The organism is Klebsiella sp. CN_Kp113 (assembly GCF_040064585.1).
In the GTDB taxonomy this organism is placed as follows: domain Bacteria; phylum Pseudomonadota; class Gammaproteobacteria; order Enterobacterales; family Enterobacteriaceae; genus Klebsiella; species Klebsiella michiganensis.
Window position 1 is genome coordinate 27000 of the sequence record NZ_JBEAID010000020.1, and the last position, 24603, is coordinate 51602.

A 24603-nucleotide genomic window follows, 5' to 3' on the forward strand; every position below is an offset into this window, starting at 1 on the left:
CGCCGTTTTTTTTATTTCCAGATCCTGAGCTTATCGTCATCCTGACCAGCGTCCGGCAGCTCACCTTTTGCCTTCGGCAGAGATAACGCGTACCAGTCAACGTGGCGGGTCAGGAACATCAGCGCACTTAACGCCAGCAGCAATACGCCGGTCCCCAGCAGCAATGCGCTATCTTCCGATCGCAACAGCATCCACATAACGCCGTCCAGCAGCAGTAGCGCACAGACGAACAGTAAACTGTTACGCCAACCATTCAATACTGCCTGAAGATACACCCCGTTGATAAGCGCGCCTAGCAGGCTGGCGGCAATCCACGATGCCGTAAAACCGATATGTTCGGACAGCGCCAGCAGCACCAGATAGAACATGACCAGCGACAGCCCCACCAGCAGATACTGCATGGGGTGCATGCGATACCGCGTTAAGCTTTCAAAAACAAAAAAGGCCATAAACGTCAGCGTTATCAACAGAACGGCATATTTTGTCGCCCGATCGGTCAGCTGATATTGATCGGCGGGCGTGGTGACATTCACGTTGAAAGCGGGCAACTGACGCCACTCAATCTGCCGACCCTCAACAAAAAACTTCGCCATATTGTTGGCAAACCAGGTGCTTTGCCACTGGGCGCTATAGCCTGTTGGGCTGACTTCCCGCTTTGCAGGTAAAAAGTCGCCAAGGAAACCCGGGTGCGGCCAGTTGCCGGCAAGCTGTAAGGTACTGTTGCGCCCAAGCGGAACCACCGAGAAACTGCCGCTGCCATTCAGATTGAGAGTGAATTCAATATCCAGCGCTTTTTGTTCAGGGAGTAACAGCGGCATCGGCATATGAATGCCCTCCCCGCTATCGTCGAGACCCGGCCCAGGCTCAACGGGTAGCCTCTCGCCATTGAGCTCTGGTGACTTAATCTCGCCAATACCGCGCGCATCGCTGACGCTGACGACCAGAAACGGTCTGCCCAGCGTAATCGTCTGCTTCCTGAGCGCCTTGATGCGCGAAGGTTCAAAATGCGCTTTGACGCTGAGATTATTGTGCCAGATCTGCCCCTCATAGATACCGATTCTCCGGGATTCAACATCCTGATTACCGGTGACCGCCAGCGTCTCCGGCAGCCAGTAGTGTACCCATTGGGTTTGATATTCTACCGTTTTAGTTCCCTCAACCCGCGTTAGCGTCTCGGTTACCGGAATGGCAATCAGCGGTCCGGCCAGTTTCTGCGATCCGCTGGTGCTGCTCTCCAGCGCGTCAACCACGTCGCTACGATAGTCCGCGCGTTCAACGATCAGCTGCCGGACCAGCATCAGCGGGATCGACAACAGTAAAATGCACCCCAGCAGGGTGCTCATTTTCCAGAATAGTGGTGATTTCAACATAGCCCTCTCCTTAGTGATGCGCTCACCTTAAAGGGGCCGTGTGGGGAGAGTTTGAAGCTATGTGAAGTGAGCGTGAAGTGTCAGCAAAGCGCACGCGCCGCCTTCAGGGCGATTAACCAGCTGGATATCCCCCTGATGCAGGCGCGCGACTTCACGAACAAACGCCAGCCCCAGGCCACTGCTTTTTTGCCCATTTTCACGAGGCAGGGAATAGAAACGTTCAAAAATACGCCCCAGGGCGTAGTCGGGAATGCCGCATCCCGTATCGCATACGGTTAACAGCACGCCGCCATCACGCTCTTCCGCCCCAATCAGGATTTCCCCTGCGGAAGGCGTAAAATCGATAGCATTATCAAGGAGATTACCCAACGCCTGCGCCAGAAGCTCCCGATCGCCTTCAACCATCACAGGCGTATCCTGCCAGCGCAGCGTCACTTTTTTCGCCGCCAGCGCGATCTCGCGCTCCTCGGCCAGGCGATGAAATAGCTCAGCGACGGGGACGGGACGTCGGGCGATCTCCAGCCGATTCTCCAGCCGGGCCTGCTGGAGCAAATTTTCCACCAGCGACTGCATTCGCGCGTTCTGCGCCAGAATATTACGCGTAAAACGGGCGGCGACCTCAGGCGGAGGAGCCTCACGGAGAATTTCTGCCGCGCCGCGAATCGCCGCCAGCGGGCTCTTCAGCTCATGGGTCAGCGCATAAATATAGTTTTCAATGGCGTTTTTACCTTCAAGCTTAAGGCGCATACTCTCCAGCGCCTGCGCCAGCTTACGCAGCTCGCTGCCGCCCAGATTCGGCAGCGGAACCGGACGATCGGCGGTCACGGAGTCCGCGTAGCGAACCAGCTTGCCGATGGAAAAGTTAATCCACCATACCATCGCAGCGCCTATCAGGAGCGCGATCCCCAGCAGCGCCCCGCCGGCCCACAGAATACGCCGCTCGCTGCGTTTAATGACCGGCGCCATGGCCAGATTGGGTTTCCCGACGCTTAGCACGCCAATGATTCGGCCGCTGTCAGTCACCGGCGCGGCAATATACATCACCGAGCTGTTATCATCGTTCGGATCGCTGCGCGTGCTGCGCGCGCCGTATTGCCCGCGTAAAGTGAGCCAGACATCGTTCCAGCGCGAGTAGTCTTGCCCCAGCGCACTGCCCGCAGAATCAAACACCACCTTGCCCTGCGCATCGGTCATATAGACATGATATTCATTGCGAACTTTATTAATGCCGGCAATGTTGGCGTTGATCGGCTGGCGATGCAGCGTTTGAAAAGCCTGGGCCAGGCGCCCGTGCTGGGGATCGGCGGAGAGTAAATCCTCGCGGGCCAGCTCGGCAAGCAGGGTAGCCGTATCAATCAGCGTCCCTTCGGTTGCCCGCCGGACCCCGGGTTTAATCTCCTGAACGAAGATGGAAAGCACAAACCAGGCCGCGATCGCCACAATCAAAAAGTAGCCCATCAGCAGCCGCATACCGATGCGCATCAGAAGCCTCCAAGGCTGTATCCCATGCCGCGGTGCGTATTGATGGGGGAGATGTCAGGGTTCACTTCTCGCAGCTTAGCGCGCAGCGTTTTGATATGAGTATCCACGGTACGATCGAAGCTCTCGTTCGCATCGCCCCATACCTGCTCCATCAGCAGCTGGCGGGAAAAAATGCGCCCCGGAGAGTGCAGTAGCGTTTTTAATAATAAAAACTCATAGCGGGTCAGATTCAGGCTCTGACCGCACCAGGTGACCCGAGCCGCGGCGTCGTTCAATGTGAACTCCCCCACGCGCAAGAGCGGTGGAGGAGCGGCGAACTTCTGCAGCCGCCGCAGAACGGTGCGAACTCTGGCGCAAACTTCACGAGGGGAAAATGGCTTGGCAATATAGTCATCAGCGCCGATTTCCAGGCCAAGCAGCTTATCCACCTCTTCGCTGCGGGCCGTCAGGAACAGCACCGGCAGCGCCGGGTAGCGAGCAAGCAGCCGCCGACAGAGCTCAAACCCGCTGATATCCGGCAGCCCGACGTCGAGAATCGCCAGGTCGGGTTGGTGGTGATGTGCCGCATCGAGCGCCGGCAGCCCGCGCTCGAACGCCGTAACGATAAATCCTTCCTGCTGCAGCTGGTAGACGAGCGTATCGGCGATGCTCATCTCATCTTCCACCAACCAGATCCGCGGTTGTTGCATCGGCGTTCCCTGTTATTTATTCCATGGCATAATCGGCACCGCGCTAATCGCGTTCTTCGGCGAGCCATCGACGATTTTATCCGAATAGGTCAGATAGACCAGCGCATTGCGTTTGGCATCGTAAAAGCGCACCACCTGCAGCTTTTTAAATACCAGCGAGGTGCGTTTCTGGAACACGACATCGCCCTGCGTTTTACCGTTTTTGATTTTATCCGTCAGCTCAATCGGCCCCACCTGCTGACAGGAGATCGCAGCATCAGAGGTATCTTCCGCCAGCCCTAACCCGCCTTTAATTCCCCCGGTTTTCGCCCGGCTGATGTAGCACGTCACGTTTTGTACATCCGGGTCGTCAAAGGCCTCTACGACAATTTTATGATCCGGCCCAAGGAACTTAAACACGGTATCCACAGAGCCAATTTGCTCCGCCTGCGCCATCTGAGACCCCGCCAGTAAAAGCATACCTGCCACTAACTTCTTGTATTTCATATTGTTACCATTCTTAAAAATTTAGCTGAGTGATTATCACACATTAAGAAGAAAAGTTTTATAGATCACAGCTTTACAAAATTACCACCGATACTTCTGGAAGAATCGCATTTAAAAGCAAAAAAAACACTGAATGCTAAAACATCAAAAAATGCTATTATCCGCTACCTTTAGTATCAGGCACCTGAGTTTAAGGATGGGGATATTTTATGGATCAAGCAGGGATTATTCGCGATCTCCTTAGCTGGCTGGAAGGTCACCTGGATCAGCCACTCTCACTGGACAATGTGGCAGCGAAGGCGGGCTATTCCAAGTGGCATCTGCAAAGAATGTTCAAGGACGTGACCGGCCATGCCATTGGTGCCTATATTCGCGCCCGTCGCTTATCTAAGTCAGCGGTTGCCCTACGCCTGACCGCGCGTCCGATTCTCGATATTGCGCTGCAGTATCGCTTTGACTCGCAGCAGACTTTTACTCGCGCATTTAAAAAACAGTTCTCGTTGACGCCAGCCCTTTACCGACGCTCCCCCGACTGGAGCTCTTACGGTATGCGTCCTCCGCTGCGTCTGGGCGAGTTCACCATGCCGCAGTACGAATTCGTCACGCTGAACACCACTCAGCTGGTCGGCGTGACCCAGAGCTATACCTGCAAGCTGGAAGAGATCTCCGATTTCCGTAATCAGATGCGCGTGCAGTTCTGGCGTGAATTCCTCGCCAATACGCCATCGATTCCTCCGACGCTGTACGGCCTGCATGAGCCGCGTCCGAGCCTCGATAAAGACGATGAGCAGGAGGTGTTTTACACCACCGCGCTGACGCCGGAGCTGGCTAACGGCCATCTGCACAACGCCCACCCGGTGACGCTGGAAGGCGGCGAATACGTGATGTTTACCTACGAAGGATTGGGCACCGGGCTACAGGAATTTATTCTGACGGTTTACGGCACCTGCATGCCGATGCTCAATCTCACTCGTCGTAAGGGCCTGGATATCGAACGTTTCTTCCCGGAAGATGAAAACCGGAATCAGGAACCGCCTATTCAGCTGCGCTGCGAATACCTGATTCCGATTCGTCGTTAACGCTGTAGCTCATCCATCGCGGGGGCATCAAGATGCGAGACATCCCCCGCGGTTTCCACGACCCATCCCGACGCCAGCCAGGGGCTTTGCTGATAGTCAACGCGAGAGATAGAGCAGTTGCGCAGACGCAGGCGACGCTCGGCATAGGCGGGCAAGCCAAGAATCGTACTCACCAGACACCCCAGCGCCATGCCGTGGCTCACCAGCAGCGGCCGGCTGCCTGCGGGCAGCTCCAGACAAGAGGTCAGCGCCGCGTGCATACGGTCGCTCAGCTCCTGCATTGACTCTCCCTGCGGGATGCGCCCGTCGGGCGTACCGTTAACCAGCTGTCGACGCCAGCCCTCTTCTTCTTCGCTCAGCGAGTCGATATGGCGCTTTTCCAGCACGCCCATATCCAGCTCACGCAAGCGTGAATCGGTCATGACGCTGCATCCGCAGGCTTCAGCGATGATTTCTGCGGTACGCCGCGTCCGGCCTAAATCGCTGGCGATAATATGCGTAATCCCCAGCGTTCTGGCGCGCTCGCCTACCTGCCAGGCCTGACGCTCACCGTGGGCGGTAAGCGGACTGTCGGACTGGCCCTGAATACGTCGCTCGGCGTTCCACTGCGTTTCACCGTGGCGAACAAGGTATACCTGTAACATGCTTTATTATCCGTTATGAGCTCTTAACCATTAAGCTACAAGCATAGCCGCCTGCAACAAGAATGATTTGGAGTATACTGCGATGATGTTTAGTATTTCTGAGTTGTTTTGATTATGCACCATGTTGTCTCAGCTACCACTAATCCCGCCAAAATTCAGGCAATTCTGCAGGCTTTTAACGAGATCTTCGGCGAAGGATCCTGCCACATTGAGTCCGTCTCCGTCGAGAGCGGCGTGCCGGAACAGCCTTTCGGCAGCGACGAAACGCGCGCTGGCGCACGAAACCGCGTGGCTAACGCGCGTCGCGCGCAGCCCAATGCTGACTTCTGGGTCGCTATTGAAGCCGGCATCGATGAGGGCAGCACCTTTAGCTGGGTGACGATCGAGGACGGCAGCCTGCGCGGCGAAGCGCGCTCGGCGACCCTGCCGCTGCCGCAGGTCATTCTTGAAAAAGTCCAGGCAGGAGAAGCGCTGGGGCCGGTGATGTCTCAGTATACCGGCATCGATGAAATTGGCCGTAAAGAGGGCGCTATCGGCGTATTTACGGCCGGAAAACTGACGCGCAGCAGCGTTTATCATCAGGCCGTCGTGCTGGCGCTAAGCCCGTTTCATAACGCTATTTATCGTTAACGTTAATCAACGCCTGCTCCAGCCACAGACGCAGCTCCGGCGGGGCTGACTTCAGGCTGTTCGAACCGCGGGTAATGGTGGCGATCCCGGCGCCGAGCTCGTTTTTCAGCTCGCGCTGGCTCATCTCGCCGCGCAGCAGCTCTTCAATAATACGCACCCGCGTGCCCAGCGCCTCGCGCTCGTCGGGCGTCAGCATGAGCTGTAAAAGCGGCAGATGGAGATCGTCGGCGTACGCCTGCTGCAGGAGGGCGACAAAACGCAGCCACTCCTGATGACGCTGTTCGGCCACCGCCGCTGAATAGGGGGATTGTTGGGTCATGTTACGCCACCTGTCGAATGTACTCACTAACGAGTACAAAGCATAACATACTTCTGTCCGGACTCTACGGATTTCGGGCAACATCGCGAAATACGATGTTGCCCGACGACGGCGATATTAATAGCGCAGCTTCCACTCCGCATCGCTCAGCAGCGTCTCTTTCTGGCCCATAAAATAGCGATAGTAGGCGTCATAGGACAAAACGTTTTTCACGTAGCCGCGCGTTTCAGAGAAAGGAATGCTCTCAATAAACGCCACCGCGTCAATGCGGCCGCCGCTGTTGCCCCGCCACGTGCGCACCCGCCCGGGACCGGCGTTATAGGCCGCGGAGGCGAAGATACGGTTATTGCCAAACTGCTGATAAACATATTGCAGATAGCTGGTACCAATGTTGATGTTCATTTCCGGATCGAGCAGCTGCGATGGACCGCTATAGCCGGGAATACTGAACATGCTCACCGTATGCGTTGCCGTCCCCGGCATAATCTGCATCAGACCGCGGGCGCCAACCGGTGAACCGGCTTTCGGGTTCCAGGCGCTCTCCTGACGCGCAATGGCCATCGCGTAGCTTTGCGGAATATCTTTACCGCTGATATAGCGGGTAAAGAGGTCGTTATAGGCCAGCGGGAAACGCTCTTCCAGCTGATCCCACAATTTACCGGCGATGGTGGCCTGGACGCTGAGATCCCACCAGTTCTGATTAAACGCGTAACGAGCCAGCTGCGCCTGCTGGTCTTTGGTCTTGCTGGTGACCAGATTGGCCCACTCGCTGCGGGCGGTGTTATCCATATTCCAGTACATCAGTTCGCGCACCCGCGCCATTTCCGGCCCCGAGGTCAGCGCCGGATCGAGGTTCGCTGGCGCTTTATCGATGCGGAACCTGTACTCCTCGCCAAGGCGCTGCGCGGCGACCATCGGATAGAAGCCGCGCTGCTGCATCAGCGAGCGGAGAATATCTTTCGCTTCGTCATCGCGCCCGCGCTCCAGCAGCAGATCGGCCTGCCAGTAGCGCCATTCGTCCTTCTCTTTCGCTTCCATCGGCAAGCGCGCCAGCCAGGTGTTCAGGCCCCGGCGGTCCCCAAGACCCAGCGCCATACGTACCCGGCGCTCCACCAGCGAGGTGGATTGCGAACGCATAATGGCATCGTCGCGCCAGATGGCCTGCTCTTCGGTCACGTCGCTGCCCATCAGGCGCCAGGCGACGATGTCCCGCAGCTCCTGAATCTGATCTTCATTGAGCTGCTGCGCCTGCGCTAATGAGGGGATCATCAGGCGCGCATTTTCCACATCCTGCCGCGCAACGCTGGCAAACGCGACCGCCGCCATCTGGCGGGTAAAATCCGTCGCGCCGGTTGTCCGGGCGAACGTCATCACGCTATTAGGATCGTTAGCCAGCGCGATGACCGCCGTCGAAATCGTTTGATAATCGGCAGGCATCTGCTGGGCCAGGACCCGCACCAGGCTTGTATTACCCGCTTTCATCGCCAGGCGAATGCGTTCAAGGTAGGCCAGCGGATCCTGCTGGCCGGAGGCGCGCCAGGCGCCAAACAGCTGATCACAGGCGTTTGGCTGACTTTTGCCGCTCAGCCACAGCGCTTTGGCGCCGTCCCAGGCCTCCTGAGCCTGGCCGACGTTCCACTTCGCATAGTAGTAATTGCACTGCGCCTCGGTGCCGGTCGGCTTATCCGGACTGAAGGCCAGCAGGCCGCGCCAGTCGCTACGGCGCGCCAGTTCATTGACGAACCGTGATTTCAGCGAGCGCGCGGGAGGCAGCGTCGGGTTGGCGGCGATAAAGTTGGTCACCACCAGCGCCGGCTGGTTCATCAGATCGTCGGTAATCTGCCGGTACTGGAGATAAGGATAGAGCGGATAGGTCGTCAGGGTGGGCATCAGCTGATTGACGACGTCCATTTGTCGACTGTCCCACGCCTGTTTAATTTGAGCATAGCGGCTGCGCTGTTCATCCAGTGAATCCGCATGCGCCAGTTGGCTTAACGTCAGCAGACTTACGCCGGCGGCCAGAAGACGCCACGTCACAGTTTTGGCTTTTTCCACAAGCTCTTCCTCTATTCAGATACACCACAGCAGCATCATGCCGCGGGCAAAAATTTCAGGTATTACGTAGATATGCTAATCAGACAACGCGAATCGCGCCACGTCCCGGACATTTTTTTACGCTTTTGTGAATCCCATCGCCTCGCTGGGATTAAAGCGCGAAAAAGGCTACACTTCGCCTTTGAAAACTATTCACTACCCTACTCAAAATCATTCTGGCTGCATCAAGCGAGCCTGAGGGATGAAGAGTATATAAAAGAGGCGAAGTCCAACGTGGCTCAATTCGTTTATACCATGCATCGTGTCGGCAAAGTGGTTCCGCCGAAACGTCATATTCTGAAAAATATCTCCCTGAGCTTTTTCCCTGGCGCAAAAATCGGCGTTCTCGGTCTGAACGGCGCCGGTAAGTCTACCCTGCTGCGCATCATGGCCGGCATCGATACCGATATCGAAGGCGAGGCCCGTCCGCAGCCGGGCCTGAAAATCGGCTATCTGCCGCAGGAGCCGCAGCTCAATCCGGAGCAGACCGTACGTGAGTCGGTTGAAGAAGCGGTGGCCGAAGTGGTCAACGCCCTGAAAGGTCTGGATGAGGTGTACGCCAAATACGCGGAGCCGGATGCCGACTTCGACAAGCTCGCCGCTCAGCAGGGCAAGTTCGAAGAGATTATCCAGGCGCACGATGGCCATAACCTGAACGTCCAGCTTGAGCGCGCGGCGGATGCCCTGCGTCTGCCGGACTGGGACGCGAAAATCGCCAACCTGTCCGGCGGTGAGCGCCGCCGCGTCGCGCTGTGCCGCCTGCTGCTGGAAAAACCAGACATGCTGCTGCTCGATGAACCGACTAACCACCTGGATGCAGAGTCCGTCGCGTGGCTGGAACGCTTCCTGCACGATTTCGAAGGCACCGTCGTGGCGATTACCCACGACCGCTACTTCCTCGATAACGTCGCCGGCTGGATCCTTGAGCTTGACCGCGGCGAAGGTATTCCGTGGGAAGGCAACTACTCCTCCTGGCTGGAGCAGAAAGATCAGCGTCTGGCGCAGGAAGCTTCTCAGGAAGCGGCGCGCCGTAAGTCAATCGAGAAAGAGCTGGAGTGGGTCCGTCAGGGCGCGAAAGGCCGTCAGTCTAAGGGCAAAGCCCGTCTGGCGCGCTTTGAAGAGCTTAACAACGTCGAGTACCAGAAGCGTAACGAGACTAACGAACTGTTTATTCCGCCAGGCGCACGTCTGGGCGATAAAGTGGTTGAAGTCAGCAACCTGCGTAAGTCCTACGGCGACCGTCTGCTGATTGACGACCTGAGCTTCTCGGTACCGAAAGGCGCTATCGTCGGCATCATCGGCCCGAACGGCGCGGGTAAATCCACCCTGTTCCGCATGATGTCCGGTCAGGAACAGCCTGATGCCGGTTCAATCACCCTGGGTGAAACCGTCAAGCTGGCCTCCGTCGATCAGTTCCGCGACGCGATGGACAACAGCAAAACCGTATGGGAAGAAGTTTCCGGCGGGCTGGATATCATGAAGATTGGCAACACCGAGATGCCGAGCCGCGCCTACGTGGGCCGCTTTAACTTCAAAGGCGTTGACCAGGGCAAGCGCGTTGGCGAGCTGTCCGGCGGTGAGCGCGGTCGTCTGCACCTGGCGAAGCTGCTGCAGGTGGGCGGTAACGTCCTGCTGCTCGATGAGCCCACCAACGACCTGGATATCGAAACCCTGCGCGCGCTGGAAAACGCCCTGCTGGAGTTCCCGGGCTGCGCGATGGTTATCTCGCACGACCGCTGGTTCCTCGACCGCATCGCGACCCACATTCTGGACTACCAGGATGAAGGTAAGGTGGAGTTCTTCGAAGGTAACTTTACCGAATACGAAGAGTACAAGAAACGCACCCTCGGCGCCGATGCGCTGGAGCCGAAGCGTATTAAGTACAAACGTATCGCGAAATAAAAGCAAAAGGGCAACGCAGGTTGCCCTTTTTCGTGTTTGCCCCCTCTCCCGCCGGGAGAGGGTTGTAGCCAGGCGCAGGCATTCATGCGGCATCAGGCCGCAGAAGGCCTATCCCTGCTCGCCCATCATCTCTTTCACCAGTTCCACGCAGCGCAGGAAGCGGGCATCGTAGTCGGCCTCTTTTACATGCACAAAATCTATCTCGTTTTCCTTGAGCAACGACACCAGCAGCGTCTGAAACTCTTTGCGGTCCACCGAGCTGCCAAGGCTACGCAAACCATCCGCCACCCACGGCGTGTTGTTTTCCAGCAGGATGACCAGGTCAAAACGATACTCGTCGATCAGCGCCTGCACAAAGGGGTGTTCCCGCCCTTCGTACTTGAGACAGAACGCCTGGGTGCTGACAAAGTCCGTGTCGATGAACGCCACCTTGTTGGCATACTTCACCGCGAAATCAATATACTGCGCGTGGCCGAGGGCAATCTTGTCGTAGTCGGAATATTGCAGCGCCATCTCATCGCCGCCGAGGTGCGAAAAGACGTAGTCGCGGCCATACTCCCAGGCGCTGGTGGTATTAAAGATATTGGATAGCTTATTCACCAGCGTCGACTTACCGCTCGATTCACCGCCCAGGATCGCCACGGTGCGCACGAAAAACGGCTTCACTTCGGTAGGAATATATTCCCAATAGCGGAACGGGTTTTCACGAATCTGCCCGCCGCTGATGTTCATAAAGGTGCGTTTAGGATCGATGAGTACGGTTTCAATTCCCAGATGATCCAGATACTGCGGCGCGTCGCCCTCTTCCGAGGTGTAGATCCAGTTAGGCTCAATGCCCTTCTCGTTCATAAAGGCGCGGATCCCGCGGCTCCAGACGTCCCAGCCGTGCGGATAAGGTTCCATCCCCTCTTCATTGAAGGCGTGGATGCGGATATTTTTCTGGTACTTGAAGGTCTGCAGCAGCCAGCGCAGGCGATCGGGCACGGTCGGCTGCTGCGACATCGCGCTCTTTTCAAACAGCTCGCGGTCGCGGGGATCGTCGTAGCCCATAATGATGTGCAGCTCATCGACCTGGCTACAGGCGCGCTGAATCAAATAGATGTGTCCGGTATGCAGCGGGTAAAACTTACCAAATACCACGCCAACGCTTTTTTGCCGACGCGGAAACTCCAGCCCGAGAAACCGGTGCAGCGCTTCCAGCTTCTGCGCGCTGGGGCTTTTAATTTTCGCGTTCAGCAGCTGGCTCAGATAGCCTTTTGTCATCCCGCTGGCGTCAGCTACCTGCTGTAGCGTACACCCCTTCTGCTTTATGGCGCTTTTTAAATAGTCAAATGACGACATCGCGAGTCTCCTTTTAACTTATTATAAGTCGTCAAAGACGCTAAGTGCGTCCGCAAGCTTTTTCACGCCAAAGATTTGCATCCCTTCCGGCACTTTTTTCGGCACATTGGCTGCCGGAACAATCGCCCGACGAAAACCATGCTTAGCCGCTTCTGAAATACGCTCCTGGCCGCTCGGCACCGGGCGAATCTCGCCTGCCAGACCCACCTCGCCGAAAACCACCAGGTCCTGGGGCAGCGGACGGTCGCGCAGGCTGGAAACCATCGCCAGCAGCAGCGCCAGATCGGCGCTGGTTTCGGTGACCTTCACGCCACCAACCACGTTGACGAAGACGTCCTGGTCGGCCATCTGCAGACCGCCGTGACGATGCAGAACCGCCAGCAGGATCGCCAGACGGTTCTGCTCCAGCCCCACCGCCACGCGGCGCGGGTTGGACATCATCGAGTGATCGACCAGCGCCTGGATCTCCACCAGCAGCGGTCGCGTGCCTTCCCAGACCACCATCACCGAACTGCCGGAAGTCACTTCGTCACCGCGGCTCAGAAAGATAGCCGAGGGGTTGCTCACTTCACGTAGCCCCTGCTCGGTCATGGCGAATACGCCCAGCTCGTTGACCGCGCCGAAGCGGTTTTTATGGCTGCGCAGGGTGCGGAAACGAGAATCGGCGTCGCCGTCGAGCAGCACGGAGCAGTCGATACAGTGCTCCAGCACTTTCGGCCCGGCCAGCGAGCCGTCTTTGGTCACGTGGCCGACCATGACGATAGCCACGCCGCGCGTCTTGGCAAAGCGCGTTAAATAGGCCGCCGTTTCGCGCACCTGGGCCACGCTGCCCGGCGACGACTGTACGTCGGCCATATGCATCACCTGGATGGAGTCGATAACCATCAGCTGCGGCTTTTCTTCATCGGCAATCTGGCAAATCTGCTCAATGCTGGTTTCTGACAGCATATTGAGGTTAGCCGTCGGCAGGCCTAAACGGTGAGCGCGCATCGCCACCTGCTGAAGCGACTCTTCCCCGGTGACGTAGAGCGTTTTCATACCTTCGGCGAGCTTACACAGGGTTTGCAGCAGCAGCGTTGACTTACCCGCGCCGGGGTTGCCGCCGATCAGAATCGCGCTCCCCGGCACCACGCCGCCGCCGAGCACGCGGTCAAACTCTTTAAAGCCGGTCGAAAAGCGCGGCAGCGCTTCGAGGCTGATATCGGAGAGCTTCTGCACTTTCGATACGCCGGCATTACCGGCATATCCTGACAGACGTTCGTTTCTTGCCACCTGGGGCGAAGCGGCAATGCGCATCTCGGTTATGGTATTCCAGGCATGACAGGCGCTGCACTGCCCCTGCCAGCGCGGATAATCCGCACCGCATTCATTACAGACAAATGCGCGTTTTGGAGCTTTCGCCACGTTAACCTCTTACTTTTGATTCATGCTGCCGGAGAGAATACAGAATACCCCCATCAGGTCAGCGTGGCGGATTGTCACTTCCGCCAGTTCATTAACTTTGGGCTTAGCATGATAGGCGATGCCGAGCCCTGCCGCTTTAATCATCGGCAGATCGTTTGCGCCATCGCCAATGGCGACGGTTTGCGCCGGCGGGATCTCATACTTTTCCGCCAGTTTACGCAGCGTATTGGCTTTGTATTTCGCATCGACGATATCGCCGATAACGTTGCCGGTCAGCTTACCGTCCATGATCTCCAGTTCGTTGGCGACCACCGCGTCGAGATGCAGCTTGTCGCGCAGATACTCGGCAAAGAAGGTGAAGCCACCGGAGGCGATCGCCACTTTCCAGCCGAGCGTTTCCAGCTTCAGCACCAGCTGGGTCAGGCCCGGCATCAGCGGCAGCGTTTCCCGCACCTGCAGCAGAATATTGGCATCGGCATCTTTCAGCGTCGCCACCCGCTGGCGCAGGCTGGCGGTAAAATCAAGTTCGCCGCGCATCGCGCGCTCGGTCACTTCAGAGACCAGCTCGCCGGTACCGGCCAGTTTGGCGATTTCATCAATGCACTCAATCTGAATCGCCGTCGAGTCCATATCCATGACCAGCAGCCCCGGCGTACGTAAATGCGGGATTTTACCCAGCGGCGCAACATCAAAACCGGCCTCATGGGCCAGACGGGTCGCTCGTAGCGTCAAAGAACCAGCCAGCCGAATCACCTGATAGTCGTCGACCGCCCAGGAGGCAACAATCACCAGGGCCGCCCCCAGTTCGCGCTGCCACTCGGTCAGGCGACGCTTGTTAAGACCGCGACCATACAGCAGCCAGCCGCTGCGTCCGGCGTGATAATCCAACGGCATGACCTCATCACCGCTCAGGGAAAGCGGCAATCCAGGCCACTGGGAAACATCTTCAGGCAGGTCGCACCAGGTCAAACTGTTTGGCATCACGGCTCCACATAACTTCATTCAGGCGAGGAAAATAACGCATGAGGCTACCTTGTAACCAGCGCTTCTGGCAACATTAAGCTGCAAATTTTCAAAGGTGGAATATGGTACGCGCAAAACTTAAATTCCGGCTGCATCGCGCGGTGATTGTTCTGATCTGTCTCGCGCTCCTCGTCGCCCTGATGCAGGGGGCCTCATGGTTCAGCCAGAACAGCCAGAAGCAGCGCAATCCGCAGCTGGAAGAACTGGCCCGCACGCTCGCCCAGCAGGTCACGCTCAACCTGGCGCCGCTGATGCGTAGCGAAACGCCCGACGAAAAGCGGATTAGCCAGCTGCTGGATCAGCTTACCCATAAAAGCCGGATCCTCGACGCCGGCGTATATGACGAACAGGGCGACCTGGTGGCGCGTTCCGGCGAAAGCGTCGAGGTACGCGATCGGCTGGCGCTGGACGGTAAAAAAGCCGGCGGCTACTTCAACCAGCAAATCGTCGAACCTGTTCAGGGTAAAAACGGCCCGCTCGGCTACCTGCGCCTGACGCTGGATACCCATACCCTGGCCACCGAAGCGCAGCAGGTCGATAATACCACCAATATCCTGCGTCTGATGCTGCTGCTATCTCTGGCCATCGGCGTCGTCCTGACGCGCACCCTGCTGCAGGGTAAACGTACCCGCTGGCAGCAATCGCCTTTCCTGCTCACCGCCAATAAGCCGGTGCAGGATGAAGATAAAGATGAATCAGAATAAGGAAATCGCCATGTCCACGCTGCGCCTGCTGCTCTCCGACTCTTACGACCCCTGGTTCAATCTGGCGGTTGAGGAGTCTATTTTTCGCCAGATGCCCGCGACTCAACGGGTGCTGTTTCTGTGGCGCAATGCCGATACGGTGGTCATTGGCCGCGCGCAGAACCCGTGGAAAGAGTGCAACACCCGACGTATGGAAGAAGATAACGTGCGCCTGGCCCGTCGCAGCAGCGGCGGCGGCGCGGTATTCCACGATCTGGGCAATACCTGCTTTACCTTTATGGCCGGCAAACCGGAGTACGATAAAACCGTTTCCACAAATATCGTGCTGACGGCGCTGAATGCGCTGGGCGTAGCGGCGGAAGCCTCGGGCCGCAACGATCTGGTGGTCAAAACCGCCGAAGGCGACCGCAAGGTCTCCGGTTCCGCCTATCGCGAAACGATGGATCGCGGCTTTCACCACGGTACGCTGCTGCTGAACGCCGATTTAAGCCGCCTGGCCAACTACCTCAATCCCGATAAGAAGAAGCTGCAGGCCAAAGGCATTACCTCCGTGCGCGGACGGGTAGCCAATCTGGTCGAGCTGCTGCCGGGCATTACCCATCAGCAGGTTTGCGAAGCGATTCAGGAGGCGTTCTTCGCCCATTACGGCGAGCGCGTGGAGGCCGAAGTGATCTCTCCGGAGAAAATGCCGGACCTGCCGAATTTTGCCGCGACCTTTGCCCGCCAGAGCAGCTGGGAGTGGAACTTTGGCCAGGCTCCGGCCTTCAGCCATCTGCTGGATGAACGTTTTACCTGGGGCGGCGTAGAGCTCCATTTCGACGTCGAAAAAGGCCATATCACGCGCACGCAGATTTTTACCGACAGCCTCAACCCGGCGCCGCTGGAAGCGCTGGCCGCCAGGCTGCAGGGATGCCTCTACCGCGCGGATATGCTGCAGCAGGAGTGCGATGCATTACTCGTGGATTTCCCGGAGCAGGAGAAAGCGCTGCGGGAGCTCTCGGCATGGATTGCCGGCGCGGTACGCTAACGTGCGGTCACCCCGGCCCTCTCCCATAGGGAGAGGGCGGAAGAGATGATTACTCTTTATCACCCAGCAGAACGGATTCCAGCGCGATTTTAATCATGTCGTTGAAGGTCGTCTGACGTTCAGCGGAGCTGGTCTGCTCGTGGGTACGGATGTGGTCGGAGACCGTGCAGATGGTCAGCGCTTTCGCACCAAATTCCGCCGCGACGCCGTAGATGCCGGCCGCTTCCATTTCCACGCCCAGAATGCCGTATTTTTCCATCACGTCGAACATTTCGCCGCCGTCCGGCGCATAGAACAGGTCAGCGGAGAAAATGTTGCCCACGCGAGCGTCAACGCCCAGCGCTTTTGCCGCGTCAACCGCGTTACGCACCATGCCAAAGTCGGCAATCGCCGCAAAGTCGTGGTCCTTAAAACGCATACGGTTAACTTTAGAGTCGGTGCAGGCACCCATGCCGATAACCACGTCGCGCAGCTTAACGTCCATACGCACCGCGCCGCAGGAGCCGACGCGAATGATTTTTTTGACGCCGAAGTCGGTGATCAGCTCTTTTGCGTAAATGGAGCAGGACGGGATCCCCATGCCGTGACCCATCACGGAAATTTTGCGGCCTTTGTAGGTACCGGTGAAGCCCAGCATACCGCGCACGTTATTCACTTCGCGGACATCTTCAAGGAACGTTTCTGCAATGTGCTTCGCGCGCAGCGGGTCGCCAGGCATCAGCACAACGTCAGCGAAATCGCCCATTTCTGCGTTAATGTGTGGAGTAGCCATCGTTAAATCCTTCTGAATGTTTTACCTGATGGCGGCTATGCCTAATCAGGTCGACAAAAAAGGCCCGGCGAGCGAGGCTCACCGGGCAAATAATCACAGCATGTTTTTGCCGTATTCCATCGGAGACGTACCGAAGTACGTTGCCAGGGTCTGGCCAATATCGGCGAAGGTTTCGCGGTGACCCAGCGAACCCGGCTTCACTTTCGGGCCATAGATCAGCACCGGAATGTGCTCGCGGGTATGGTCGGTACCGGTCCAGGTCGGGTCGCAGCCGTGGTCGGCGGTCAGGATCAGAATGTCATCTTCCCCGACCAGTTCCATCAGCTCCGGCAGACGGCGATCGAACAGCTCCAGCCCTGCGGCATAGCCTGCAACGTCGCGGCGGTGGCCCCAGGAAGAGTCGAAGTCCACGAAGTTGGTGAAGACGATGGTCTCGTCTCCCGCTTCTTTCATCTCTTTGATAGTGGCGTCAAACAGCGCATCCAGGCCGGTCGCCTTCACCTTTTTGGTAATACCGCAGTTGGCGTAGATATCGGCGATTTTACCCACCGATACAACCTGGCCCTTTTTCTCGTCGACCAGCTTCTGCAGCACCGTCGGCGCCGGCGGCTCAACGGCCAAATCGTGGCGATTACCGGTGCGCTGGAAATGACCGGCTTTGTCGCCGATAAACGGACGCGCGATAACGCGACCGATGTTGTAGCCGCCTTCGGTCAGCTCTTCACGCGCGATTTCACACAGCTCGTACAGCTTATCGAGACCAAAGGTCTCTTCATGACAGGCAATCTGGAATACCGAGTCAGCGGAGGTATAGAAAATCGGCTTGCCGGTTTTCATATGCTCTTCGCCCAGCTGGTCGAGGATAACGGTACCGGAAGAGTGGCAGTTGCCGAGGTAGCCCGGCAGGTTTGCGCGCTTAACCAGTTTATCCAGAAGTTCCTGCGGGAAGCTGTTTTCATGCTCGGGGAAGTAGCCCCAGTCAAACAGAACCGGCACGCCGGCGATTTCCCAGTGGCCTGACGGGGTGTCTTTACCGGAAGAGAGCTCATGCGCCCATGCGTAGGCGCCGATAACGTCCGCGCTGCCGTCCATACCGGCGGCAATTTTACCGGTAGAACCCTCATGGGCTTTAACCAGCCCCAGACGGGTCAGATTCGGTAGATTGAGCGGGCCTTTGCGGCCGTTGTCAGCCTCGCCTTTGGCACAGGCTTCTGCAATATGGCCCATGGTGTCTGAACCGACGTCGCCAAAGCGATCGGCGTCTTCAGTCGCACCGATGCCGAATGAGTCCAGCACCATAATAAATGCACGTTTCATATTATTCTCCGTACCTTTTGCGCTGCAAAAAAGCGATCAGATCAGTATATAACTATTCGGTGATACGACGATAGACCGTCGGCGTCATTTCAGGCGCTTTATCGTCAAGTTTAATGGCCGCTTTCACGGCTTTGGCCGCTTCCTGCCAGCTGTTTTCATCTTTAGCATGGATAACCGCCAGCGGCTGCTGCGCGTCGATACGCGCGCCGAGGCGGACCACGTCGGTGAAACCGACGCTGTAATCAATCAGATCCGATGCCTGACGGCGACCGCCGCCCATTGACACCACCGCCATGCCCAGCGCGCGGGTGTCCATTTCGGCGACAAACCCTTCGCCTTCGGCATAGACGGCTTTGCTCAACATCGCGGCCGGCAGATACTTATCGTAGTTTTCCACGAAGTCGTTCGGCCCTTTTTGCGCCGCCACCATCCGGCCGAAGACTTCTGCGGCTTTACCGTTATCCAGCACCGCCTGTAGCTTCGCCCGCGCGTCGGCGTCATTCTGCGCCAGCTTGCCGGAAATCAGCATCTCGACGCACAGCGCCATCGTCACCTCAAGCAGCCGCGGATTGCGGTACTCGCCGGTGAGGAACTGCACGGCTTCACGCACTTCCACCGCATTACCGGCGCTGGAAGCCAGCACCTGGTTCATATCGGTTAACAGCGCCGTCGTCCGCACGCCGGCGCCGTTGGATACCCCGACGATCGCTTCGGCCAGCGCGGCGGAAAGCTCATAAGTAGGCATAAAGGCGCCGCTGCCGACTTTGACATCCATCACCAGCGCGTCCAGGCCTTCCGCCAGCTTCTTGGCGAGAATGGAGGCGGTGATCAGCGGGATAGAGTCCACCGTTGCGGTGATATCGCGCGTGGCGTAAAAACGTTTGTCCGCCGGCGCCAGAGAGCTGGTCTGCCCGATAATCGCGACGCCGACATCTTTAATGATTTCACGGAAGCGGCTATCGTCCGGGAAAATATCGAACCCAGGAATCGCTTCCAGCTTGTCGAGCGTACCGCCGGTGTGCCCGAGACCGCGCCCCGAGATCATCGGGACATAGCCGCCGCAGGCCGCGACCATCGGCCCCAGCATCAGCGAGGTCACATCGCCTACGCCGCCGGTAGAGTGTTTATCGACGATCGGGCCATTGAGGTTAAGACTCTTCCAGTCGAGAACGGTCCCTGAATCCCGCATCGCCATGGTCAGCGAAACGCGTTCCGGCATAGACATATCGTGGAAAAAAATGGTCATCGCCAGCGCGGCGATCTGCCCTTCTGAGATGGTGTTGTCGCGGATGCCGTTGATGAAAAAACGAATCTCTTCATCGCTCAGCGCATGACCATCACGTTTTTTACGAATAATTTCTTGTGCGAGAAACAAGATAACCTCCCGAGGAAAGAGTCAAAGACCAACCACAGCCGGACAGCATCCGGCCTTGAGGTCAGGCAAATTACGTATTAGTAGCTGCTGGCGCTCTTACCATCGCCGTGACCCAGCGCTTTCAGCAGGCTTGCCAGCAGGCTGGAAGCGCCAAAGCGGTAGTGACGAGAGTCGGCCCAGTCGGCACCGAACAGTTCATCGGCAATAGCGAGGAACTTTTGCGCGTCTTCTGCGCTACGCACGCCGCCCGCCGGTTTGAAGCCGACGCTCTGCTGAACGCCCATATCGCGGATGACTTCCAGCATGATGCGCGCGCTTTCCGGGGTCGCATTGACCGGAACTTTACCGGTAGACGTTTTGATAAAATCGGCACCGGCTTTGATGGCGATTTCAGATGCTTTACGAATCAGCGCTTCTTCTTTCAGCTCACCGGTTTCGATAATCACTTTCAGCAGCACGTTTGCCGCCGCGCAGGCTTCTTTACAGGCTTTCACCAGGTCAAAACCCACCTGTTCGTTGCCGGCAATCAGCGCGCGGTAAGGGAATACGACGTCAACTTCGTCTGCGCCGTAAGCTATCGCCGCGCGGGTTTCCGCCAGCGCAATAGCAATATCATCGTTACCGTGCGGGAAATTGGTCACCGTCGCGATCCGGATATCCGGAGTACCCTGCTCGTTCAGCGTTTTACGCGCGATCGGGATAAAGCGCGGGTAGATGCATACTGCGGCAGTATTCCCTACCGGTGTTTTGGCCTGGTGGCACAGCGCGATCACTTTTTCATTGGTGTCGTCATCGTTCAGGGTGGTCAGGTCCATCAGTTTCAACGCGCGCAGGCTGCTTGCCGTTAAATCAGTCATTTCATACTCCGACGGCGTATTGCCGTATTAAAGTTTGTTCACCTTGCGAGTCTGTTACTATTGTAACATCCCCTCGCCGTTACACTTCGATATACATCACAGTTAATGAAAACTAATTACTAATTTGCATTACTGTAGAGTGATATGAATCACATAATAAATCCCTGTGCATGCCCCCCGAAGGCCAGACTCTCTTTAAGCATAACCAGGAATCTCAGCATCGAGGTAATGTTATTATTGTAACATATCCACGCGGTAAACCTCGATATCAGCGCGGACATTTTGTGCGAAAAAATGCCAGATGCATCATTAGTTATTGATAAATAGATAATTATTAAATGATAGGATTTTAACACACAGAGGAGAGTTCCCCGCGGCGGCGGTGCCGCGGGGTAGGGTCGTGATTAACGACGGCGCTATAGCGCGAGGAAGACGCCCGCTATCGTGGCGCTCATCAGATTAGACAGCGTCCCCGCCGCCACGGCCCGCATGCCCAGTTGGGCAATTTCCTGGCGGCGATTAGGCGCCATGCCGCCCAGTCCGCCAATCAGAATCGCAATGGATGACAGATTGGCAAAACCGCACAGGGCAAACGAGATGATGGCCTTGGTGTGGGTTGAAATCACCTGCAAACCGGCGGCTGCGACCTCGGCATCGGCTTTCAGGTATTCACCGAAATTCATGTAGGCCACAAACTCGTTGATAATCAGCTTCTGGCCGATAAACGAGCCGGCAACGGTGGCCTCATTCCACGGAACGCCAATCACCCACGCCAGCGGCGAGAAGACCCAGCCGAGAATCATTTGCAGCGACAGGTCCGGATGGTTAAACCAGCCGCCCACGCCGGAGAGAATACCGTTAACCAGGGCAATCAGCGCGATAAACGCCAGCAGCATCGCCCCGACGTTAAGCGCCAGCTGCATCCCGGAAGCCGCGCCGGACGCGGCGGCATCCAGCACGTTCGCCGGCGCCTGCGGATCGGCGTCATTTTTTTCCATCGCCGGGTTGTCCCGGGGCTGCTCGGTTTCGGGCACGATAATCTTCGCGAACAGCAGGCCGCCCGGCGCCGCCATAAACGAAGCGGCAATCAGGTATTCCAGCGGTACGCCCATCTGCGCGTAACCGGCCAGAACGGAGCCCGCAACCGAGGCCAGGCCCCCGCACATCACGGCGAAGAGCTCGGAACGGGTCATGGTGGCGATATATGGACGCACCACCAGCGGCGCTTCGGTCTGGCCAACGAAGATGTTCGCCGTGGCAGAGAGCGATTCCGTGCGCGAGGTTTTCAGTACCGCGCGCAGCGCCCCGCCGAGAATGCGGATAACAAACTGCATGATGCCGAGGTAATAAAGCACGGCGATCAGCGATGAGAAGAAGACGATGACCGGCAGGACGCGCAGGGCAAAAACAAACCCGCCGCCGCCGAAGACTTCAAACATCTTATCGGAAACCAGCCCGCCAAAGATAAAGCCGATCCCTTCATTGCCGTAAGCAATCACGTTGGCAACGCCGTTCGACACGGCCAGCAGCGCGGTGCGCCCGGCCGGCACGTAGAGAATTAACGCGCCGATCCCCACCTGGATAATCCAGGCGCCGAGGACGGTACGCAGGTTGATGGCTTTTCGATTACTGGAGAGGAGCACAGCGATGGCTAACAGCACCACCATGCCGATAAGTCCCATGATAATTTGCATACAGAGTCCCTGTGTATTGAGAGTTCAGCCTTAAAACCCCGCGATTATAACGGCATGAAACCATCATGCTCATTTCAGCTCACACATTTTAAGCAAAACAATGAGATAAAAAGGCAGGAATGAGACACAGGTCACTCAGCAAAGCGCTACGGAAGCGCAAAAAGCGCATTTGTATTATCAATCAGGGTATTCGCTATCTCTTCCGCGGGCTCAGAGCGTAGCTCGCATAAGGTGGAGAAGACGCGAGCCACCCGTTCTGGCCTGTTCGGCTGCCCCTGGAAACCGTTCAACGGCATATCCGGCGCATCGGTCTCCAGCAGCAGCGCCGAAAGCGGCAGCTGCGCGATCACATCGCGGGTCTTACTGGCGCGCGGATAGGTAATGGTGCCGCCAACGCCAATCTTGTAGCCCAGCTGCACAAACCGCTCCGCCTGCTGAAGGCTACCGGCAAAACCGTGCACTACGCCGGTTCGCGGTAAAGCGTGCTTTTTCAGCAGCATCGCCAGCTTGTCGTGAGTGCGTCTGGAGTGGAGGATCGCCGGCAAATCGTAGCGTTTCGCCAGCCGCATCTGCGCCTCAAATACAGAAACCTGACGTGCAAACTGCGGATCTTCCCGATAGAGATCGAGACCGATCTCCCCAACCGCGACCAGCTTAGCGTCGCGTTTCGCCAGGCAGGCTTCAAGCCGTTCAAGACTCTCTGCGCTATGCCGTTCAATCGCTATCGGATGGAGGCCTAAGGCGGCGTAGAGCTCATCATATTTCTCCGCCAGCGCTAACACGCGGGCGAAGTTATCCGCTTCTGTCGCAGGTACCACGATCTGCGTCACGCCAGCCTCCGTCGCCCGGGCAATGCTGGCGCTTTCGTCGCCGGTGAAAGGGGGAAAATCGAAATGGCAGTGGGTATCAATAAATCGTAGGGTCACGCCAGGTCCTCATTTTCAAAGCTGGCATCATTGGCCTGCACCGCCGCGATGACCGGCGCCTGAGGGATCTCATTGGCCACCGGCGCTGGCGGAATAACGACCGTTTTCGGTACCGCAATACGCGGCGCATGGCGCAGCAGCGGCGGTCTGTCGGCCAGCAGTTTACCGACGGTAGCGAGAAAGTAGCGCCCGCACTGGCGTCCGGTCTTGTAGTCCTCCAGCAACGCCGGAAGACGGCTGCCTAACGCCATACTCTTCAACGGCTTCTGCGGATAAATTTCCAGAATTCTCAGCTTACCCGGCGGTTTTTCAATGAACTCTTGCGTGGAGCGATAGGTGGTTTCGTGATGCTGCACCAGATTCACAAACGGCTGCAGACTACTTTCGCCAAGCCAGCGCTCCATCCGTTTAAACCACTGCGGCGTGTAGTACATCTGGGACGGAACGGTGCGGATCACCACGATGGTTTGCGCCCCTCGGCGGGCCGCTTCCTGTACGGGGATCGCATCGCTGACGCCGCCGTCAAGATAGCTCACGCCATCCAGCAGCACGCCGCTGCGGTAAAAACCGGGAATGGCGCTGGAGGCGCGAATCAGGTCAAGCCAGGTCTGCTGAGTGGGGGAAAAGTAGTTTGGCGTGTAATCATCGCCGCGACAGGCGCACATCCAGAACTCTTTTCCCTGAGCAAAACAATCTTCAGCATAGGCCATCGCCAGCGGCATCTTTTTCGAGGTGGTGTCGACCAGCCAGTCAAGATCGATAAGATTCCCGCCGCGCACAAAACGCATCGGGTCGAAAAACTCGCGGGCGGTGGTGTAGCGGGTGATCACTTTGCGGGCATAGCCGGGCTGGTTGCACAGATAGGCCGAGAGATTTTGCGCCCCGGCAGAGGTACCGAACATCATGTCGAACGGGTTGAATCCCGCGCGCATAAATTCGTCCAGTACCCCGGCGGTAAAAATCCCTCTCTGCCCCCCGCCTTCGCACACCAGTGCGAGCCTGCCCGGCTGGAAGGGTTTAACAGATAACGGCGTAATGTTGCCCAACGTAACGGGAATTCGCTGCCCCACCCTGCTTTCCTGTCTGGCTTATTATAAAAACAAAGGTAACGCAATTTTTAACGCCCTGAAACTGAGAAAGCCAGTCACATTGACTGGCTTTATGTAAGACGGTATTTCACGCGTTAACGTCTAGGGACGCCGACGGCCGGTGAACAGGCTGACCAGGAACAGGATAATACCGACAACGAAGACAATTTTCGCAGCCCAGGCAGCGGTACCCGCCAGGCCACCAAAGCCCAGAGCGGCGGCAATTAACGCGATCACCAGAAAAATAATGCCCCATCTAAACATACGTCTCTCCTTACCATAGTTAATGACGGTCGATTTTCTGCGCACTCAGGCCGCGCATACACAACCCTGTGGTGCTACACATCCTGCGGAAAGACCGCAGAATAAATTTTTTTAGT

23 protein-coding genes are annotated in these 24603 nt (G+C 57.3%); 5 read left to right on the forward strand and 18 right to left on the reverse strand.

Going from position 1 to position 24603, the window contains the following annotated elements:
- Positions 1-11: 11 nt before the first annotated feature.
- From creD to creA, 4 genes are read right to left on the reverse strand one after another with little or no spacing between them, the layout of a single operon-like run.
- A complete protein-coding gene (gene creD, locus ABLV30_RS12445) occupies positions 12-1370 on the reverse strand; it encodes a cell envelope integrity protein CreD (RefSeq protein ID WP_049069365.1) in 1359 nt (452 codons plus the stop codon).
- A 57-nt stretch (positions 1371-1427) separates the two neighbouring features.
- Positions 1428-2852, reverse strand: a complete 1425-nt coding sequence (creC, locus tag ABLV30_RS12450) for a two-component system sensor histidine kinase CreC (RefSeq protein WP_049082059.1) — start codon at positions 2850-2852, stop codon at positions 1428-1430.
- Entirely contained in the window at positions 2852-3541 is a 690-nt protein-coding gene (gene creB, locus ABLV30_RS12455; RefSeq protein WP_004098427.1) for a two-component system response regulator CreB, read from the reverse strand. Before creB ends, creC begins: the two co-directional genes overlap by 1 nt.
- A 12-nt stretch (positions 3542-3553) precedes the next feature.
- A complete protein-coding gene (creA, locus tag ABLV30_RS12460; protein WP_004098425.1) occupies positions 3554-4027 on the reverse strand; it encodes a protein CreA in 474 nt (157 codons plus the stop codon).
- A 209-nt stretch (positions 4028-4236) separates the two neighbouring features.
- Between creA and robA the strand changes: the two genes are divergently transcribed.
- Complete coding sequence (gene robA / locus ABLV30_RS12465) at positions 4237-5106, forward strand: MDR efflux pump AcrAB transcriptional activator RobA (protein WP_014227841.1); 870 nt, start codon at positions 4237-4239, stop codon at positions 5104-5106.
- Here the strand turns inward: robA and gpmB are convergent.
- Complete coding sequence (gpmB, locus tag ABLV30_RS12470; protein ID WP_014227840.1) at positions 5103-5750, reverse strand: 2,3-diphosphoglycerate-dependent phosphoglycerate mutase GpmB; 648 nt, start codon at positions 5748-5750, stop codon at positions 5103-5105. The genes robA and gpmB overlap by 4 nt on opposite strands.
- Positions 5751-5864: 114 nt before the next feature.
- Between gpmB and yjjX the strand changes: the two genes are divergently transcribed.
- Complete coding sequence (yjjX, locus tag ABLV30_RS12475) at positions 5865-6380, forward strand: inosine/xanthosine triphosphatase (RefSeq protein WP_014837357.1); 516 nt, start codon at positions 5865-5867, stop codon at positions 6378-6380.
- Here yjjX and trpR read toward each other — a convergent pair.
- The gene (trpR, locus tag ABLV30_RS12480) at positions 6367-6699 is read right to left on the reverse strand and encodes a trp operon repressor (RefSeq protein ID WP_004098417.1); all 333 of its coding nucleotides are present in this window, start codon (positions 6697-6699) and stop codon (positions 6367-6369) included. The genes yjjX and trpR overlap by 14 nt on opposite strands.
- Before the next feature lie 117 nt (positions 6700-6816).
- Positions 6817-8754, reverse strand: a complete 1938-nt coding sequence (gene sltY, locus ABLV30_RS12485; RefSeq protein ID WP_014227838.1) for a murein transglycosylase — start codon at positions 8752-8754, stop codon at positions 6817-6819.
- Positions 8755-9027: 273 nt separating this feature from the next.
- On the opposite strand from sltY, the gene ettA reads away from it, so the two are divergent.
- Positions 9028-10695, forward strand: a complete 1668-nt coding sequence (ettA, locus tag ABLV30_RS12490; RefSeq protein WP_014227837.1) for an energy-dependent translational throttle protein EttA — start codon at positions 9028-9030, stop codon at positions 10693-10695.
- Between the two features lie 108 nt (positions 10696-10803).
- Here the strand turns inward: ettA and nadR are convergent, their stop codons facing one another.
- The 3 genes from nadR to serB are packed head-to-tail and all read right to left on the reverse strand — an operon-like array spanning position 10804 to position 14421.
- Positions 10804-12036, reverse strand: a complete 1233-nt coding sequence (gene nadR, locus ABLV30_RS12495) for a multifunctional transcriptional regulator/nicotinamide-nucleotide adenylyltransferase/ribosylnicotinamide kinase NadR (RefSeq protein ID WP_004098414.1) — start codon at positions 12034-12036, stop codon at positions 10804-10806.
- A 21-nt stretch (positions 12037-12057) separates the two neighbouring features.
- A complete protein-coding gene (gene radA, locus ABLV30_RS12500; protein ID WP_004098408.1) occupies positions 12058-13440 on the reverse strand; it encodes a DNA repair protein RadA in 1383 nt (460 codons plus the stop codon).
- Positions 13441-13449: 9 nt separating this feature from the next.
- Positions 13450-14421, reverse strand: coding sequence for a phosphoserine phosphatase (serB, locus tag ABLV30_RS12505; RefSeq protein ID WP_014227836.1), 972 nt, complete (start codon positions 14419-14421; stop codon positions 13450-13452).
- Between the two features lie 104 nt (positions 14422-14525).
- On the opposite strand from serB, the gene ABLV30_RS12510 reads away from it, so the two are divergent.
- Positions 14526-15167, forward strand: a complete 642-nt coding sequence (locus tag ABLV30_RS12510; protein ID WP_014227835.1) for a YtjB family periplasmic protein — start codon at positions 14526-14528, stop codon at positions 15165-15167.
- 10 nt (positions 15168-15177) lie between these two features.
- Positions 15178-16194, forward strand: a complete 1017-nt coding sequence (gene lplA / locus ABLV30_RS12515) for a lipoate--protein ligase LplA (protein ID WP_014227834.1) — start codon at positions 15178-15180, stop codon at positions 16192-16194.
- A 49-nt stretch (positions 16195-16243) separates the two neighbouring features.
- Here lplA and deoD read toward each other — a convergent pair whose 3' ends face one another.
- The 8 genes from deoD to ABLV30_RS12555 all read right to left on the reverse strand — a co-directional run bounded on the left by deoD (position 16244) and on the right by ABLV30_RS12555 (position 24487).
- Positions 16244-16966, reverse strand: coding sequence for a purine-nucleoside phosphorylase (gene deoD, locus ABLV30_RS12520; RefSeq protein ID WP_004098401.1), 723 nt, complete (start codon positions 16964-16966; stop codon positions 16244-16246).
- Positions 16967-17059: 93 nt separating this feature from the next.
- Positions 17060-18283: a phosphopentomutase gene (deoB, locus tag ABLV30_RS12525; RefSeq protein ID WP_057173129.1), complete on the reverse strand. Its 1224-nt coding sequence runs from the start codon at positions 18281-18283 to the stop codon at positions 17060-17062.
- 52 nt (positions 18284-18335) lie between these two features.
- Positions 18336-19658 (reverse strand): thymidine phosphorylase, encoded by a 1323-nt coding sequence (deoA, locus tag ABLV30_RS12530; RefSeq protein ID WP_014227832.1) that lies wholly within the window; start codon positions 19656-19658, stop codon positions 18336-18338.
- 77 nt (positions 19659-19735) lie between these two features.
- The gene (gene deoC, locus ABLV30_RS12535) at positions 19736-20515 is read right to left on the reverse strand and encodes a deoxyribose-phosphate aldolase (RefSeq protein WP_014837351.1); all 780 of its coding nucleotides are present in this window, start codon (positions 20513-20515) and stop codon (positions 19736-19738) included.
- A gap of 416 nt (positions 20516-20931) precedes the next feature.
- Positions 20932-22209, reverse strand: coding sequence for a NupC/NupG family nucleoside CNT transporter (locus ABLV30_RS12540; protein WP_224385030.1), 1278 nt, complete (start codon positions 22207-22209; stop codon positions 20932-20934).
- Positions 22210-22355: 146 nt separating this feature from the next.
- The gene (locus ABLV30_RS12545) at positions 22356-23135 is read right to left on the reverse strand and encodes a metal-dependent hydrolase (protein ID WP_048262661.1); all 780 of its coding nucleotides are present in this window, start codon (positions 23133-23135) and stop codon (positions 22356-22358) included.
- Positions 23132-24205, reverse strand: a complete 1074-nt coding sequence (locus ABLV30_RS12550) for a patatin family protein (protein ID WP_004128693.1) — start codon at positions 24203-24205, stop codon at positions 23132-23134. The genes ABLV30_RS12545 and ABLV30_RS12550 overlap by 4 nt, the downstream gene beginning before the upstream one ends.
- A gap of 120 nt (positions 24206-24325) precedes the next feature.
- The gene (locus tag ABLV30_RS12555; protein WP_003856556.1) at positions 24326-24487 is read right to left on the reverse strand and encodes a DUF1328 domain-containing protein; all 162 of its coding nucleotides are present in this window, start codon (positions 24485-24487) and stop codon (positions 24326-24328) included.
- Positions 24488-24603 lie beyond the last annotated feature (116 nt).

What these genes read in the sequence shown, in the direction of transcription:
- creD (WP_049069365.1), bottom strand. Translation starts at nt 1,370, where the DNA reads ATGTTGAAATCACCACTATTCTGGAAAATGAGCACCCTGCTGGGGTGC.
- trpR (WP_004098417.1), bottom strand. Translation starts at nt 6,699, where the DNA reads ATGACCCAACAATCCCCCTATTCAGCGGCGGTGGCCGAACAGCGTCAT.
- ABLV30_RS12510 (WP_014227835.1), top strand. Translation starts at nt 14,526, where the DNA reads ATGGTACGCGCAAAACTTAAATTCCGGCTGCATCGCGCGGTGATTGTT.
- gpmB (WP_014227840.1), bottom strand. Translation starts at nt 5,750, where the DNA reads ATGTTACAGGTATACCTTGTTCGCCACGGTGAAACGCAGTGGAACGCC.
- deoB (WP_057173129.1), bottom strand. Translation starts at nt 18,283, where the DNA reads ATGAAACGTGCATTTATTATGGTGCTGGACTCATTCGGCATCGGTGCG.
- nadR (WP_004098414.1), bottom strand. Translation starts at nt 12,036, where the DNA reads ATGTCGTCATTTGACTATTTAAAAAGCGCCATAAAGCAGAAGGGGTGT.
- deoC (WP_014837351.1), bottom strand. Translation starts at nt 20,515, where the DNA reads ATGACTGATTTAACGGCAAGCAGCCTGCGCGCGTTGAAACTGATGGAC.
- serB (WP_014227836.1), bottom strand. Translation starts at nt 14,421, where the DNA reads ATGCCAAACAGTTTGACCTGGTGCGACCTGCCTGAAGATGTTTCCCAG.
- creC (WP_049082059.1), bottom strand. Translation starts at nt 2,852, where the DNA reads ATGCGCATCGGTATGCGGCTGCTGATGGGCTACTTTTTGATTGTGGCG.
- lplA (WP_014227834.1), top strand. Translation starts at nt 15,178, where the DNA reads ATGTCCACGCTGCGCCTGCTGCTCTCCGACTCTTACGACCCCTGGTTC.
- yjjX (WP_014837357.1), top strand. Translation starts at nt 5,865, where the DNA reads ATGCACCATGTTGTCTCAGCTACCACTAATCCCGCCAAAATTCAGGCA.
- creB (WP_004098427.1), bottom strand. Translation starts at nt 3,541, where the DNA reads ATGCAACAACCGCGGATCTGGTTGGTGGAAGATGAGATGAGCATCGCC.
- creA (WP_004098425.1), bottom strand. Translation starts at nt 4,027, where the DNA reads ATGAAATACAAGAAGTTAGTGGCAGGTATGCTTTTACTGGCGGGGTCT.
- ABLV30_RS12540 (WP_224385030.1), bottom strand. Translation starts at nt 22,209, where the DNA reads ATGCAAATTATCATGGGACTTATCGGCATGGTGGTGCTGTTAGCCATC.
- ABLV30_RS12555 (WP_003856556.1), bottom strand. Translation starts at nt 24,487, where the DNA reads ATGTTTAGATGGGGCATTATTTTTCTGGTGATCGCGTTAATTGCCGCC.
- deoD (WP_004098401.1), bottom strand. Translation starts at nt 16,966, where the DNA reads ATGGCTACTCCACACATTAACGCAGAAATGGGCGATTTCGCTGACGTT.
- robA (WP_014227841.1), top strand. Translation starts at nt 4,237, where the DNA reads ATGGATCAAGCAGGGATTATTCGCGATCTCCTTAGCTGGCTGGAAGGT.